This is a genomic window from Shewanella sp. TB7-MNA-CIBAN-0143 (assembly GCF_040310065.1).
Classification (GTDB): Bacteria; Pseudomonadota; Gammaproteobacteria; order Enterobacterales; family Shewanellaceae; genus Shewanella.
Genome location: NZ_JBEOPL010000023.1, coordinates 33,730 through 49,382, shown reverse-complemented (window position 1 = coordinate 49,382; position 15,653 = coordinate 33,730). Strand labels below are relative to the sequence as shown.

The 15,653-nt window shown below is 42.2% G+C and carries 16 protein-coding genes and 1 riboswitch; of the genes, 3 read left to right on the top strand and 13 right to left on the bottom strand.

The features are described 5' to 3' along the window. Positions 1 to 11: 11 nt before the first annotated feature. The 4 genes from moaE to moaA all read right to left on the bottom strand — a co-directional run bounded on the left by moaE (position 12) and on the right by moaA (position 2,325). Positions 12 to 482 carry a molybdopterin synthase catalytic subunit MoaE gene (moaE, locus tag AAEY97_RS17340; RefSeq protein ID WP_101087427.1) on the bottom strand — a complete coding sequence of 157 codons (471 nt, stop codon included), beginning with the start codon at positions 480 to 482 and terminating at the stop codon, positions 12 to 14. A 1-nt stretch (position 483) separates the two neighbouring features. Next, on the bottom strand, positions 484 to 732 hold the full coding sequence (gene moaD, locus AAEY97_RS17335; protein ID WP_011635576.1) for a molybdopterin synthase sulfur carrier subunit: 249 nt from the start codon (positions 730 to 732) through the stop codon (positions 484 to 486). Positions 733 to 796: 64 nt separating this feature from the next. Beyond that, positions 797 to 1,273 carry a cyclic pyranopterin monophosphate synthase MoaC gene (moaC, locus tag AAEY97_RS17330; protein ID WP_101087428.1) on the bottom strand — a complete coding sequence of 159 codons (477 nt, stop codon included), beginning with the start codon at positions 1,271 to 1,273 and terminating at the stop codon, positions 797 to 799. Positions 1,274 to 1,344: 71 nt separating this feature from the next. Then, positions 1,345 to 2,325: a GTP 3',8-cyclase MoaA gene (gene moaA / locus AAEY97_RS17325; protein ID WP_101087429.1), complete on the bottom strand. Its 981-nt coding sequence runs from the start codon at positions 2,323 to 2,325 to the stop codon at positions 1,345 to 1,347. Beyond that, positions 2,313 to 2,445: riboswitch (molybdenum cofactor riboswitch) on the bottom strand. Its footprint overlaps the gene before it by 13 nt. 236 nt (positions 2,446 to 2,681) lie before the next feature. On the opposite strand from moaA, the gene AAEY97_RS17320 reads away from it, so the two are divergent. Further along, positions 2,682 to 4,331 (top strand): electron transfer flavoprotein-ubiquinone oxidoreductase, encoded by a 1,650-nt coding sequence (locus AAEY97_RS17320; RefSeq protein ID WP_351000374.1) that lies wholly within the window; start codon positions 2,682 to 2,684, stop codon positions 4,329 to 4,331. A 218-nt stretch (positions 4,332 to 4,549) separates the two neighbouring features. After that, a complete protein-coding gene (locus AAEY97_RS17315; RefSeq protein ID WP_162022001.1) occupies positions 4,550 to 6,463 on the top strand; it encodes a methyl-accepting chemotaxis protein in 1,914 nt (637 codons plus the stop codon). Between the two features lie 66 nt (positions 6,464 to 6,529). Here the strand turns inward: AAEY97_RS17315 and AAEY97_RS17310 are convergent, their stop codons facing one another. From AAEY97_RS17310 to AAEY97_RS17285, 6 genes are all read right to left on the bottom strand, one after another. Beyond that, positions 6,530 to 6,877, bottom strand: a complete 348-nt coding sequence (locus tag AAEY97_RS17310; RefSeq protein WP_350979405.1) for a DUF4870 domain-containing protein — start codon at positions 6,875 to 6,877, stop codon at positions 6,530 to 6,532. 68 nt (positions 6,878 to 6,945) lie between these two features. Then, positions 6,946 to 7,638, bottom strand: coding sequence for an MOSC domain-containing protein (locus tag AAEY97_RS17305; protein ID WP_351000371.1), 693 nt, complete (start codon positions 7,636 to 7,638; stop codon positions 6,946 to 6,948). Between the two features lie 293 nt (positions 7,639 to 7,931). Beyond that, entirely contained in the window at positions 7,932 to 8,777 is an 846-nt protein-coding gene (locus tag AAEY97_RS17300; RefSeq protein ID WP_101087434.1) for a PfkB family carbohydrate kinase, read from the bottom strand. 89 nt (positions 8,778 to 8,866) lie between these two features. Beyond that, positions 8,867 to 10,204, bottom strand: a complete 1,338-nt coding sequence (locus tag AAEY97_RS17295) for a coproporphyrinogen III oxidase family protein (RefSeq protein ID WP_162022000.1) — start codon at positions 10,202 to 10,204, stop codon at positions 8,867 to 8,869. Positions 10,205 to 10,488: 284 nt separating this feature from the next. Then, positions 10,489 to 10,809, bottom strand: coding sequence for a N(4)-acetylcytidine aminohydrolase (gene yqfB / locus AAEY97_RS17290; protein WP_192116503.1), 321 nt, complete (start codon positions 10,807 to 10,809; stop codon positions 10,489 to 10,491). 67 nt (positions 10,810 to 10,876) lie between these two features. Then, complete coding sequence (locus tag AAEY97_RS17285; RefSeq protein WP_101087437.1) at positions 10,877 to 11,746, bottom strand: AraC family transcriptional regulator; 870 nt, start codon at positions 11,744 to 11,746, stop codon at positions 10,877 to 10,879. A 253-nt stretch (positions 11,747 to 11,999) separates the two neighbouring features. Between AAEY97_RS17285 and AAEY97_RS17280 the strand changes: the two genes are divergently transcribed. Beyond that, positions 12,000 to 13,163: an iron-containing alcohol dehydrogenase gene (locus tag AAEY97_RS17280; RefSeq protein WP_351000368.1), complete on the top strand. Its 1,164-nt coding sequence runs from the start codon at positions 12,000 to 12,002 to the stop codon at positions 13,161 to 13,163. 264 nt (positions 13,164 to 13,427) lie between these two features. Here the strand turns inward: AAEY97_RS17280 and AAEY97_RS17275 are convergent, their stop codons facing one another. The 3 genes from AAEY97_RS17275 to AAEY97_RS17265 all read right to left on the bottom strand — a co-directional run bounded on the left by AAEY97_RS17275 (position 13,428) and on the right by AAEY97_RS17265 (position 15,630). Next, positions 13,428 to 13,760, bottom strand: a complete 333-nt coding sequence (locus AAEY97_RS17275) for a DMT family transporter (RefSeq protein WP_350979358.1) — start codon at positions 13,758 to 13,760, stop codon at positions 13,428 to 13,430. A gap of 340 nt (positions 13,761 to 14,100) precedes the next feature. Beyond that, entirely contained in the window at positions 14,101 to 14,970 is an 870-nt protein-coding gene (locus AAEY97_RS17270; RefSeq protein WP_351000366.1) for an EamA family transporter, read from the bottom strand. A gap of 216 nt (positions 14,971 to 15,186) precedes the next feature. Beyond that, positions 15,187 to 15,630: a GNAT family N-acetyltransferase gene (locus tag AAEY97_RS17265; RefSeq protein WP_351000363.1), complete on the bottom strand. Its 444-nt coding sequence runs from the start codon at positions 15,628 to 15,630 to the stop codon at positions 15,187 to 15,189. Positions 15,631 to 15,653 lie beyond the last annotated feature (23 nt).

Sequence of the window (15,653 nt, the reverse complement as noted above, 5' to 3'; positions counted from 1 at the left end):
CATATAGACGATTACTTTTGCCACATTTTGGCTGCTTGCTGATCGCTATCACGCGCTTCAACCCACTTAGCGCCAGTATCACCTGCTTCAAGCTTCCAAAAAGGCGCTTTCGTTTTTAAAAAATCGATTAAAAACTCACATGCCGCAAAAGCCGCTTTACGATGAGCGCTAGTCACACCAATAAACACAATTTGCTCACCAAGCGACAACGTACCCACTCGATGAATAATCGTCACTTTATTTAAAGGCCAACGTTCACAAGCCTGTTGGCTAATCTGCAGTAATACTGATTCAGTCATACCAGGATAATGTTCGAGGGTTAAGTCAGTTACAGCGCTGCCATCATTAAAGTCTCGTACTTTGCCAACAAAATTAACCACGGCACCGTCCTGATTATCACAGGCAAGTAAGGCGTATTCATCAGCGACACTAAAGTCTTCCGTATGGACTCGTACAACAATTTGGTTGCTATGATGTTCCATGTTACCCCCCTGTGACTGGAGGGAAAAAGGCCACTTCATCGCCATCATTTACCGGTGAATCCCACTGACTCATGGTTTGATTAATCGCCACCAGCAATTTGTCTGATGCCAACACTTTGGCCCATTTATCATCAGTAGCGGCAAGCGCTGCACGTAATGCTTCTGCAGTATCAATATTATCGCCACTGTGTTCGACTTTAGCGGTGCCTAATAACTCACGGATTTGCGCAAAAAATAACACTTGGATCATAGTGGTCTCTCAATGCATTTATTCATAACAAATATTGGGTTTATGTTAGTTCGTAATGGCCGAATTAGACTTTAAAATGACCCGATTTCCCGCCGCGTTTTTCAAGCAAACGAACTTGAGAAATAATCATGTCTTTTTGTACGGCTTTACACATGTCGTAAATGGTTAAGGCTGCCACAGAAGCTGCGGTTAGCGCTTCCATTTCAACACCGGTTTTACCCGACAACTTGCACAAACTGGTAATGCGTACACGGTTATGCTCAGGCTGAGCTTCAAGCTCCACCTCCACCTTAGTCAGCATCAAAGGGTGACATAATGGGATCAAATCAGATGTTTTCTTAGCCGCTTGAATACCGGCAATACGTGCGGTAGCAAAAACATCACCTTTGTGATGGCTGCCATTCATGATCATGGCTAAGGTATCTGGTGCCATATCAATAAAAGCTTCAGCGCGGGCTTCGCGCTCAGTGACGGCTTTTTCAGTCACATCGACCATATGGGCATTGCCATCGGCGTTAATATGGGTAAAACAATTGCTCATGCTTTTTTACTGCCTTAATCAAATTCAATGTCCATCGACTGAGCGTCACATGTATTGCCGCGTCAGTCGGCTTAACCACCAATAGAGGCAAGGTGTTGAGTCACACCTGTAATGCCTTGATGTAAAAAGTGGGTTTCTTTTTTCTGCGCTAATTGACCGTGTAAGCGGCTAATTAATTCATCTCGCTGCGAAGGGTTTTGTATTAAATCGCGTAAATCGACGCCATTTTCAGTAAACAAACATAAATGTAATTTACCCTTTGCAGAAACTCGTAAGCGGTTACAGCTGGCACAGAAATTCTTGGCGTAAGGCATAATTAATCCAATACGACCTTGATAATCTGCATGGCTAAAGTTTTGCGCAGGACCATCATCAACACTTGGCAAGTCATATAACCAGCCTTCTCGCTCAAGTTGTTTTTTAATGTCTACACCCGCCAAATGATGCGCATTGAAGTAGTCGTGACCTAAACCGGTTTCCATTAATTCAATAAAACGTAAATCAATAGGCGTGTTTTTAATCCACTGTAAAAAACGCGGTAAATCTTTGTCGTTTAAGCCTTTTAATAATACGGCATTGACTTTAACTCGCTCAAAACCCGCTTCAAGAGCCGCGTCAATACCGCGCATTACTTGGTCGAACTTATTTTCGCCAGTAATTTGATAAAACATTTTAGGATCTAAGCTATCAACAGACACATTAATGCGCCGTAAACCTGCGTCATACCATTCTTTGGCATGTTGCTGTAAACGGTACCCATTGGTGGTCATCGCTACGGTATTAATATTGGGATTGTCGGCAACGATCCGCACAATATCTGTGAAATCCTTGCGTAGAGTGGGCTCGCCACCAGTGATACGAACTTTTTGTGTGCCTACCTCACCGAAACCGGCAACCAGATTTTCAATCTCGTTGAGGGTTAAGAAGGTAGGTTTACCATCCGGACGATAACCGTCGGGTAAACAATAAGTGCATTTGAAATTGCAAACATCAGTAACTGACATCCGCAAATAGTGAAATCGTCGACCAAAGCTGTCTTGTAGTTGGGACATGTTAACCTTTCCAAGTGTGGGAGGTGAGTGCATTTCTTTACTCACCCCGGTGGCAAAATTACCACGGCTAACTGCCCATATCATTGACGTAGGGCAAAAAGCTCGGAGAACCGTCAGATCCAATTATAGGCCTAAATACCGTTTTACAAATACCCCTTTAGGTGAATATCTTAGCTTGAAAGACTATATCGTTATCTATTTGTGACTCGACTCACGCTAACAAGATTGAGTTTGCCACTGTGACAAACGTTCATTTTGCGGTAAGGTGAGTAAAGGATAAACGATCGTTTACTTATTTTAATCGTTATAAAAAACAATAAACCCGCAATGAACGGGAAACTTTGAAAGGTGAGAAGATGGAACGCGAGTCAATGGAGTTCGACGTAGTAATTGTCGGTGCTGGCCCTGCAGGTTTGGCGACCGCTTGTCGTTTAATGCAAATATCTAAAGATGCCGATAAAGAAATCACTGTTTGCGTGGTAGAAAAAGGCTCTGAGGTTGGTGCTCATATTTTATCGGGTGCCGTATTTGAACCCGATGTACTGGACGAATTATTTAATGATTGGCGTGATTCAGACATCCCGCTAACCACCAAAGTCACTCATGACGAAATCTACCTGCTAAACTCAGAGACAAAATCTCGCTTAATGCCCAACAGCTTAGTGCCTAAAACAATGCACAATGATGGTAACTACATTATTAGTGTGGGTAACTTAGCTCGCTGGTTAGCCAACCGAGCTGAAGCCATGGGCGTAGAGATTTTCCCAGGTTTTGCAGCCAGTGAATTACTGTTTAATGAAGATAACAGCGTTAAAGGCATTTTAATCGGTGATATGGGTGTTGGCGAAAATGGTCAACATAAAGACAGCTATATGCCGGGTATGGAATTGCATGCCAAATACACCGTATTTTCAGAGGGCTGCCGTGGCCATTTAGGTAAACAACTGATCCAAAAATACCATTTAGACAATGGTAAAACGCCACAGCATTATGGCTTAGGCTTTAAAGAAATTTGGAAAATCCCTGCAGAGCAACATCAACAGGGTAAAGTGGTTCATACCGGTGGCTGGCCTCTCGTGGATGGCTCATCTGGTGGTGGATTCCTGTACCACATGGAAGACAACCAAGTTGCTGTTGGGTTAATTATTGATTTAAACTATAAAAACCCTCATCTCAGTCCATTTGATGAGTTTCAACGCTATAAAACACACCCAGTGATTGCCGAAACATTAATTGGCGGTGAGCGCTTATCCTATGGTGCTCGCGCCCTTGCCAAAGGCGGCTTAAATTCATTACCTAAAATGAGTTTTCCTGGTGGTTTAATCATTGGCTGTAATGCGGGTACGCTTAACTTTGCCAAAATCAAAGGCACGCATACGGCAATTAAAAGCGGTATCATCGCGGCAAAAACCTTAGGCGAAGGCTTAATTGCCGGGCTTGAAGGCGGCAAAGATCTCGACTGCTTCCAAGACCGCTTCGAAAAAAGCTGGCTACATGAAGAGCTTTATAGCTCGCGCAACTTTGGTCCTGCAATGCATAAGTTTGGCACGCTAATCGGTGGCGCCTTTAACTATATCGACCAAAATTGGTTTGGTGGCAAGTTTCCGCTGACGTTTAGAGACACGACCCCAGATTACGCCACGATGGGCTTAGCTAGCGATTACAATAAAATTGACTATCCTAAACCTGACGGCAAGTTGAGTTTTGATAAGTTATCGTCGGTATATCTGTCGAATACTTTTCATGAAGAAGATCAGCTGTGTCATTTACATCTAAAAGACCAAAGCATCCCAATATCGGTTAACTTAGTTAAATTTGATGAACCCGCGCAACGTTACTGTCCTGCCGGGGTTTATGAAGTTGTTGAAGAAGCCGGCGACAAAAAGTTTGTCATTAATGGTCAAAATTGCATTCACTGTAAAACTTGTGACATTAAAGACCCAAGCCAAAACATTACCTGGGTCACACCAGAAGGCGGCGGCGGGCCAAACTATCCAAATATGTAAGCGAACCAATAGTTAAAATATTGGCACAGTCAATAAAACGCACTTAAATATAGGTGCGTTTTTTTTGTTTTATCGACTATCATTACCCACATAAAATCAAAACAACCTACACCAAAAGGCTATTTTGCTGACTGAATCAACTTAACAGCAAAATAACTATCAATTTATTGCCATTGTGTCCGATATACCATAGAGATACTCCCAAGAGGCTGTTGTAGATGAATACACTTACCATTAAGCAAAAAATATTACTGACCGTGACGGTTGCAGTATTGCTATCCACGATCTTAGTCGGATTATTAAGTCAACGAAGTGCAAAACAAGTTGTTGAACAGCGGATGCTAAACTCGGAAATGCCGAGTTTGCTCATGCAAATTCGCAACGAGATCGATCTCGAAATCAGTAGCCTAATGAATGCAGGCGAACAGCTAGCTAATAGTAAAATGTTGCTTGAATGGCTTGAAAATGGCCGACCTGCAGACCAAGAAAAAATTGTTATAGCTGAACTTAATAGCATAAAAAATCAATATGATTTAGCTCAAGCATCTTATGCCGACCGTGAAACCGCGGCCTACTACAACCAAGATGGGTTTTTACGCATATTAAACCAACAACAAGATGCTTGGTTTTTTGACTATCGCGATAGTAAGCAAGAGCGAATGCTGAATGTATTCACAGAGCCTAGTAACGGTGATGTTAAGCTTTACATTAATTATCAACAACCTGATGGTCGAGGTTTGGTAGGCCTAGCAAAATCGTTAGATGATATGGTTAATTTACTGGCTTCATTTAAAATTGAAGACAGCGGATTTGTATATTTAGTTGATACTAAAGGTGACGTCAAACTGCACCAAGACACGAGTAAGATCGGTAAAAGCAAACTCAGTAACCTTTACCCTAACGCTAATACTAACCAGCTACTAAACAAAAATGACTTTAACTTAGTTAAAGCAGAAGTAGATGGTCAGCACATGTTAATTGCTAGTAGCTACATTAAATCAATGGATTGGTACTTGGTCGCTCAAGTACCTGAAGCAGAAGTATTTGCCCTGCTACAAGAGTCGGCTTATCAGATATTATTATGGACCGTACTGATCGCTGCGGTATTTATTGCCATTTCAATTGCCGTCGCGGGTTCGGTTAGTCGTCCGATTGCACATATTGCCGAGCTATTTCGTAACATTGGTGAAGGTGAAGGTGATTTACGCCAAAGATTACCCGTTAATGGCGATGACGAAATAGCCCAGCTTGCCCGAGGCTTTAATAGCTTCATCAGCAAAATCCAAGATACTGTAGTCGAAGTTGCCAAAACCAGCGAACAACTAGGTTTATCGGCACTTGATGTATCAAACCAATCTAATCAAACATTAGCGGATAGTCAGTTACAAAAAGACCGTACCATCATGGTTGTTACTGCCATTAACGAAATGGGCGCCACGGTTAACGAAATTGCTAGCAATGCAGCTCAAGCCGCTGTCACCGCTCGTGATGCAGATACTGAATCTGTTGATGGCCAAAAAGTGGTCACTCGAGCGCGTTCGACTATTAATCAATTGTCTAAAGACGTTGAACAAGTCGGTGAAGTGATTGAGTCGCTAGCGACACACACTAAATCAATTGGCAGTATTTTAGATGTTATTCGTGCCATTTCAGAGCAAACCAACTTACTGGCACTGAACGCAGCCATTGAAGCCGCTCGCGCTGGAGAAGCTGGACGAGGCTTTGCTGTGGTTGCAGATGAAGTACGTAACTTAGCTTCTCGCACCGCTGCATCAACCAACCAAGTGCAAAATATGATTGATAAGCTTCAATCAGAAACCAGTCGCGCAGTTAATGCTATGGAGCAATCTCGTAGCCGCTCACTCGAAGGTGTTACAGCTGTCGATGAAGCAAGCCAGTCGTTAAGTGGTATTAGCGAACGCATTGCGCTAATTAGCGATATGAACATTCAAGTTGCTGCCGCCACTGAAGAGCAATCTACCGTGGTTGAAGACATTAATCGTAATGTGACTGAAATCAACGATATCACTCTACGAACAGCAGATACCGCTCACGCGGCTGCAAATGCGAGTAAATCATTGAATCAGTTAGCCAGTCGACTAGATGTCTTAGTAGCCCGCTTTAAAGTGTAATATCTTTAGAAATCGCTTTAACAAAAACGCCACACATTTGAGTGGCGTTTTTATTTCGAGTTCGGGTTACTTAATAAACCGGATAGTGAGCGGATATTGGTAAGCTATGCCATCGTTGGCTTTAACAATAGCGATAATAGTACAAATAATATCAAGCAATGCTAGAGCGGCTAATAGTATTACTCCCACGCCAATCAAAATTAATATTGCTGACACCATGGCATATATCATTAAGCTCAATTTAAAATTAAGACAGTTCTTGCCGCATTGATTGGCAAACTCAAATTCATCACGCTTCATTAACCAGACAATTAAAGGGCCTAAAACACTTCCTAGCGGAAACACATAACCGGCAAAACTGGCAGCATGGATCAATAACCCCATATCTTTGGCTTGCTTGCTAACTTCGACCATCGGTTCATTCATTTGATATTCCTTATCATGTTGTTTTTATCATATCGTTCTTATCATACCGGGAGGCATTAACTGGCGTTGCCATATAAGCGCATTGCCCAATCTTCTATACTTTGCTGATCCAGCCGGCGTTGCAATGAATTAACCCAACTTTGCGCTAAGCCTTCGCACTCAAGCAATGTCTGATATTGCTCTGCATCAAATTCAGCTAAAAAATACATCTGCATCGCTTTAGCCACACTGATATCCGTTTTTCTTTCTAGCAAACAGATACTGTCACTCGGACGAATGCCACCTTCAGACAACACTCGATAAAACCAGCCGCACATACGGCTTTCTTGCATGGCTAAGGCAAATTTAGGATGACCAAACTGTAGGTTGAGTTTGAAACACGGTGAACGAGGTTGTGTAACTTGCAAGGTGACATCACCAATTTGGATGATGTCACCAATATTAACCTGTGCTTCATTAAGGCCAACGGTACTGATATTTTCACCCATAGAAGGTGCATCACGAAACGTAGTCATTAAATCCCAGCGGCGATATTGGCCATAATGCTCACGCGGAAAATGATGCAACACTCTATCGAGGCCGCCGTGATGTTTAGGGTCGGCCTCACGATTGCCTATTACGTGGTCAAATTGCACGGTCAACTGCTTAGCGGCATGTTTTTGGTTAATACAACTGGCAACACCGTTATGCATTTGCACTTGGTCGCCTAAATACAGCCCAGAAATACTCTTTACCAATAGCTTACTCATCCAGCATACCCTTGCTTAAGCATGATTATAGAGTGCCAATATACCCAATTTTCAGACAAAAAAAAGCCTTACTGGGGAAGAGTAAGGCCATAAATAAAATGGGAGATAATATAGCAAAAATAATAGCTAAAAATGGTCTGAACCATTCGACGCTATAAAAGTTGTTTAGACGGGCTCATCATATAGGCCAACAATGACACTAAAATGACAAAGCAATATTATTTGAGTTATCCGCACACACTTAACAAATGCACAATGTTCGCCTGCAAACCTTAACTTAACCCGTGTTGGACTTAGGTTAGATACTGCTTAAGTGCCTTACCAGGAATAGAGCTTTTAGTGGCTACCGCAAATGATGCCCACAACGCACCTTCATGCATAGCATCAGTAATAGACATTTGCTGACATAAACCATGAATAACGCCTGCGGCATAGGCATCGCCAGCACCAGTCGTGTCAACCACATTGGCAATAACGGCTGGCACATGTTGTTCTCCAGCATTACTGTACACCATCGCCCCTTGGTCGCCATCTGTCACAATAAAGTGTTCCAATGCATCACCAGCAATAGCCTGAGCAAACCGCCATGGGTCCTGATTGCAACGACCTTGCATATCGGTAATTGAAGCGATCAACACATGACAAGGACGATTACGTTCATCCTTGGCTAATTGCGATATCACTTTACAGTTAGGGTTACACGCCATCGCATCCGCCGCCCAAGCGCCAGCACCTTTGGCCGATGAATTAATATAAAAAGCATCCCAATGTTGCCAATCTGGTGGCGCAGGAAGTTCAAAAACAGGTCGCTGAGGTCGAATAATGGTTCGTTCACCATCAGGCGTCATCACCAGTAACATCTCACAAGTATTACCAACAAAACGATGTACCAAACGACAATCAAGCCCTAAGGTACTGGCTTTAGCTAAAATCCAGTCGCCTATGTCATCACTACCGACTTCACTTACTAGTGAAACATTATGTTGAGCCCACACTAAACCTAATCCCGTGTTTGCGCCGCCACCACCTAAACGCAATCCACCATCCTGATAATGAAATCGACCACCCGTTTGTAAGGGCTTATCAAGCATTAAAATGCGATCACAATTGATATTGGCAAGCAAAAGAATATTGGCCATGCAACTCACCTAAAAAAGCGTAGATAAAAAGAGCCTTGAGTATAACAAAAAGGCCGTGATAATCACGGCCTTTGCTAATCTAAACGAGATTACATATCCGTTGCGCCAAGTGGTTGTCGTAATTGGGCGCGCACATTGTCCATACCGGAGTAAAACTCCTTCATCATCAATAACCCCAACATTTTGCCATTATCAGTTACGATTAATTCGTCTGGATTAACTGGGTCATTTTTAATGGCTCCCATGGCTTTCATTGAGGTCATTTCTTTAAACAACGCAGTGTCTAAATTAACGTTAAAAGTGTCACGGAAATATTTACGCGATAAACGCCCCGAAAACATACCCAGCAAAAAGCGATATTGCATCACTTCTTTTAGCTGGTATTTTTTCTGTTGCTCAACCGCCATACGACCTTCAGCAATACGTTGTTGGTATTTTTTCAGTGAAAAGGTATTCACATATAGCGTGTCATTTAAAAAGCTAAATGAACCAGAACCTACACCGAGGTATTCATCATAATCAATAACATACTCATCAAAACCTTCGTCATTGGTTTTACCAAACGCCCAAGCTGATAATTGGGTATATTGTCCGGTTAAAGTATTTAAAATTTGGCGATACTGATCCATCATTTCGCCCTGAGGGGCAGCTAACGTACCTTTAACACTCTTACGAGTTTGATGGGTGATCATCAATGGATAAGTGGTAATTTGGCGCGGGTCGAGTTTAGACGCCATATCCAGATCGGACTGAATAATCTCCTTGGTTTGGCCACGAAAACCAAAAATCAAATCCACGTTAATGATCGGAAATAGCTCTTTAGCCGCCATAATATTGTCAAAAGTTTGCTGACCTGAGCCAAATTTATCTAAGCGGTCGGTCATTTTTAAAATGCCATCATCGAAGCTCTGTACCCCAATTGACATTCTATCTACTAAGCCTTTTAATTGCTTAAATTCAGGATTAGCCAAATGCTGCGGATCAGACTCACAAGACACTTCTTTAATGCCAGGAAACAGATTTTTTGCATGTTCGATGGTACGAGCTAACTCATCTTCAAGCACGGTGGTCGTGCCACCGCCAATGTACATTGACTCAAACTCATAGCCTAAATCTTTGGCCATTTGAATCTCTTTGCGCAGCGCGACAAAGTATTCGCGTGCTTTATCTTCGCGGAATAAAAAACGGTGGAAAGTACAAAACGAACACAAGGTATGGCAAAACGGAATGTGCGCATACAACATGTACTTTTTACCTTCAACAGGCTTAGGCATGCGGTCTGTAGAAATAGTGTCTAAACGTAAATTTTTATCCACATAATACTGCATGACCCGCTCCATAGAGCTAATCATCCAATTGGGGACGGTAATATTAGATTGATAAGGTTTAATCAACTCCTGGCTGGCTGACTGAATTATTGAAGACATAAAAAATCCTAACTGAATGAGCCCTGAGAGCAAAACCATTGAATAACAAGCGCTAATAAAACACGCATACCGTAAGCAGAAAAACAAAATATCACTTTAGAGATGGCTAAAATGTGAGGTAGCTAATAGATATGCAAACTAGCACGGTTATCATCGCTCATTTGTTAAGCAGATCATGTTTTAGACATTGCTGTTTAGCAATGATGAAAGGATTATCACGGGAATAAAACAACAATAAACAGCATTGGAAATATTAACTCGCGTTTATTAAAGAGTCACGAGTATTACGCATCAACCAATTTAAATGAAATCATAAACAGGGCTTGCTGATTAGGGTACACAGTTTGTATCAGCTGTTTTAACTCAACCAATGGCAAACTTTCTTGAGTAGCATGAAACTCGTTAATATCATCAAATGCTAATGGCTCAACGGCCAAAATAATGATATCGCACACCTTAATATGGTTTTCGAGCGTAAACACTTCAACCTGGCTGCCAGGCCGATAATCATTTTCGCTGGCATCACGAATAGTAATCGTCTTCTGCCCTGATGCGACTAACGGCGTTAAAAACTCAAAAAAAGTAATATGTGTGGGGGCTGTCATCATTGGTAACCTTCATTCACACTATGACGTGCCCTCTAGGAGCACACTCGTTAAGCTCAAATCCAAATTATAACCTAGCGCACTCGCCAGGGCTTTGATCAAAGTAGCGTTTAAACTCGCGACTAAATTGAGCCGTACTTTCATAACCCACCTGAGTTGATACCTCTTTTACTTTTAGATTTTGCAACTGTAACAACGCTTTGGCTTTATTAAGGCGAATCTTTTTTAAATATTGTATTGGTGATGAAGCGGTAACTTCTTTAAAGCTACGATGGAATGCCGACGGGCTCATATTCACCAAGCTTGCTAATGTGTCTACTTCAACTGACTCACCATAATGTTTATGAATGTAGTTAAGGGCTTTTTCTACCCTCGATAAACGGGTATGACTTAACGACAACGCATAAAGCGGTGCTGCATTGGGGGAATCCAATAGGCGATATAACAACTCAAGCACTAACGCCTCGCCCATTACTTTTGCTTCTAACGGCGACTGCAACGCTTGTAATAACCGAATAACACTGCAATCCATATCTTCAGTGTTATCAGCAACAAAAAAGCCGCTCTGACGCGATTCGTTTAAATCTTTAGGGATTTGATGATGCTCATCCATTAAACGAATAATGTAATTGAGTTGTACTAAATCAATATCAACCATCAACACCAACACAGGTTCTTCAATACTGGCAAAGGTTTCACATTCTACTGGCAATGGCACTGTCATCACTAATGAGCGTTGGCGATCGTATTCAAAGGTTTGATTGTCTAAATAAACCCGCTTTTTGCCTTGGCCGACAATAAGCACCCCTTGCGAATAGCACATTGGCCCGCGCGCACCATATTGTGAGCTGCGAAACACATGCACGCCAGATAAATGCGTATCATTGACCCCTTCTTTTGGGGCCAACAGTGCCATTAATGTTGCTATCTCACTCATACCCTTCCCCTCAGAAAAACCTATGGTGTCGATACTACCAAAAAAGCAGTAAAAGGTATTAAAATTATCAATAAATAACCATATTCACACAATAAAGATAGGAATAGGCATGAACACGACAGTTCTGTGTATGTTTATTTTGACTCAAAAGGCTATCATAGCCACATGATTTATCGTTGCTGTTGTGTATCATCAATCTATTTACATCATCAGTCACTTATTTGTTTCATCGCTAAACCAAAAGGCACCAATTATGCTTAATTTTGATTATCGTAACCCTACTCATGTTGTTTTCGGTAAAGACCGTATTGCAGAGTTAGACCAACTTGTCCCAGCCAATGCGCGAGTATTAATCACTTACGGTGGCGGCAGCGTACAACGTTTCGGCACACTAGATAAAGTCAAAGCAGCATTAGGTAACCGCACAGTATTTGAATTTGGCGGTATTGAAGCTAATCCTAAGTACGACACACTGATTAAAGCAGTTGAAGTTACTCGTAAAGAAAACATCGACTTCTTACTCGCTGTTGGTGGTGGTTCAGTGATGGACGGTACCAAATTTATCGCCCTTGCAACTCAGTTTGATGGCGACACGGCAAGCTTATTACATCACGGCTTTACACCAGTTCCAGTGGCGAATGACAAGGTTATTCCACTTGGCGTTATTGCTACCCTGCCGGCTACGGGTTCAGAAATGAACGCCTTTGCAGTCGTAAGCTATCAAGGTGGTAAGTTCCCAGTAAATCACCCATGTGCCTACCCAACATTTGCCATGCTTGATCCTGAATTAACGTTCAGCTTACCAAAAATTCAAGTTGCAAACGGTGTTGTCGATGCATTTGTGCATGTGCTTGAGCAATATGCGACTTACCCTGTTGATGCCCGCGTACAAGACCGCATGGCAGAAGGTATTATGCGTACCCTCATTGAAATTGGTCCTATCACTGTTGAAGAGCCAACGAACTACGATGCCCGCGCTAACTTAATGTGGAGTGCAACATCTGCCCTAAACGGCATGATAGGCACTGGCGTGCCATTAGATTGGTCTACTCACATGATTGGACATGAGCTAACTGCACTATTCCATATCGACCACGCACAAACGTTAGCCGTTGTATTGCCATCACTATGGCGTGTGTTGAAAGAGCAAAAACACGCTAAATTAGTGCAATACGCAGCACGTGTTTGGGATCTTACTGAAGGCGATGAAGCAAGCCGTGTAGACCAAGCCATAGACAATACAGAGGCTTTTTTCAAGCAAGTGGGGTTACCAGTACGTTTACGCGATCACGGTGTAACGCAAGAACAACTTAGCCTAGTAGTAGATGCTTTAGAAGCGCACGGTATGACGGCATTATCTGAAAGCGGCCAAGTCGATTTAGCCACCAGCCGTAAGATTTTAGACATGGCGTGGTAATAGTGCTTACAACCTAGGCGATCAACCCATTCATCGCTTAGGCTTGAGCGGCTACATCCAAGGCTATGACTAACACTAAACAAAAGGGGCTTAACAATGACTATCATTGCTAAGCCCCTTTTGTTGTGCCTAAAAACGCTGCGCATTAGCACTATTAACGAGAAATGGGTACCGTCGGTTCGAAAAGTGGAGAAAAAAGGGAATAAAAACACAAGGATTCTGCTACGCAATGTCTATGTTATTTGTGATGTACTAACGCTAATACTAATGCGGCGTAACGTTTGAGAATAAATTCATCACAACGACACCAATTAAAATGAACGTCATACCCACCAGCGCACCTAAATCGAGTTTTTGCCCATACATCACCCAAGCGATAGCTGTAATTAACACAATACCCAACCCAGCCCACGTGGCATAAGCAATACCAACAGGAATACCTTTTAGTGCTAAGGATAAAAAATAAAAAGACAACACGTAGCCCACAATAACTACGATTGAAGGCGCCAATTTTGAAAATCCATCACTGGCTTTAAGCGCTGAAGTAGCGACCACTTCAGTTAAAATGGCCACACTTAAAAATATCCAACTTTTCATTTTTCACATTCTACAAAGACAAAATAGCCGGCAAGTATAAAGATTAAACAATAAAAATACAGTCTAGTATTTTATATATCCTTCTGAGTCACTGTACATTTAACAACCACACAATAGGTTGCTAACATTGCCATTTTTAATCGATAACATTGTGGTTCTATACAGAAATAATTGAGCTGGAATTGATGAGCGAGAAGTCACTATTACCGTTTAAGAGATAACATTAAACACACAGCCAGCATAAGCTAGCTGTTGTGGCTCGCAGCACCTTCAGCTATAAGCAAAAGAGAATCTCAATGTAATTAGCAATTGGAACAATCAGTGAGGGTTATAAACAAAGCTACACGCCCATTTCAACGGCTTTTTTAGGCGTGAAACTACTGCCTATTGAGGCAATAATAACCAAACCAATGGCAGACCACTGTAGCAAGGTTAATTGCTCACTTAAAATAATAAATCCAGCCAATGCAGCAATCGCAGGTTCTAAACTCATTAGCACGCTAAAGGCCTGTGTTGGCATATTTCTAAGAGCGATCATTTCCAAAGAATAAGGTAAGGCGCTAGATAACACCCCTACCAATAAACCAAGCGGTAACACTTCCCAGCTAATTAACGCTAAGCCTTGGCTTACAACGCCAACAGGCACAAGCACGATGGCAGCTACGGTCATACCTAATGCGACAGTAATACCACCAGAAGCTTGCTTGCCTGTGCGAGTGCCAAATAAGATATAACCAGCCCAACACGCGCCTGCACCTAATGCCATTAATGCACCAACAAGATCAAGTCCTTGCGAGCTAGATAAATCAGGCAGCAACAGTAAAATCCCTGCAATGGCGCAAGCAACCCAAAACAAATCACTTTTTCGCTTAGAGCTAAATAAAGCCACTGCCAAAGGGCCGGTAAACTCAAGCGCAACCGCAATCCCAAGCGGGATCCGTTCAATGGCCAAGTAAAACAGGATATTCATCCCGCCTAAACACAAGCCATAAATAATAATACTCCGCCAATCACGGCCTTGGGGTAATGCTCTCCATGGACGAAACACCAACCAAAGAACAGCAGCCGCAAAACCTAAACGTAATGCAGTAGTGCCTTCTGGCCCAACCAAGGGAAAAAGTTGCTTTGCTAAAGAAGCGCCGGATTGAATGGTCACCATAGCCAGTAAAACACTACCAACAGCGGTCAGAAGTACACGATTGATTTGCATCTACAATACGCCTAAAAATGAAAAGCTAAGTGCCGGCATTCTACCTGAGCCACGTCAAACCCTGCAGTATTTATTATCATCATGCACACAAGTCATACCATTGAGTGAATCGCGGTAATCTCTCATAGCTTCAGAGCTTTCATAGGGCGTTTATCTAGTAAGTCACGATAACAAGCCACATAAGGAAGGCTCGAGCTTTACGCGGGGTTATTTATTTTACGGTGTTTGTAAAAATTTAATAAATTCTATCTTACTGTCGGTTATTGACCCATTATCCTCATAACCGCAGATTTGATAACCACTCGCGATAAGCATCTGTAACATGGCAGAAAATTGATTCATCGATTTAACACTAATAGATTTAAAGCCATTATCAATCGCCCAAGACTCTTGAATAAGTCGCAGCTGAGAAGCAACTTTCATGTTGCGATGCTCAGGAACTACACCGCCTAACCAGCTGTAAAACTGACCATCAGATAACGTATAGCCCACTTTAAACCCCACTGGCTTGTTATCTAATTCTGCCACTAAAATCAGATAGTTTTTGCCTGCTAATCGGTTTTCGATAAGGTCCACAGACATTGCTTTTTCAAACTCTGGAATTTGCGCTAATACCGCCAAAATATCTGATACCGTGCCTGAGCCAAACTGGTATTTCATGAGTCCACCCGTTTATGTTTAAC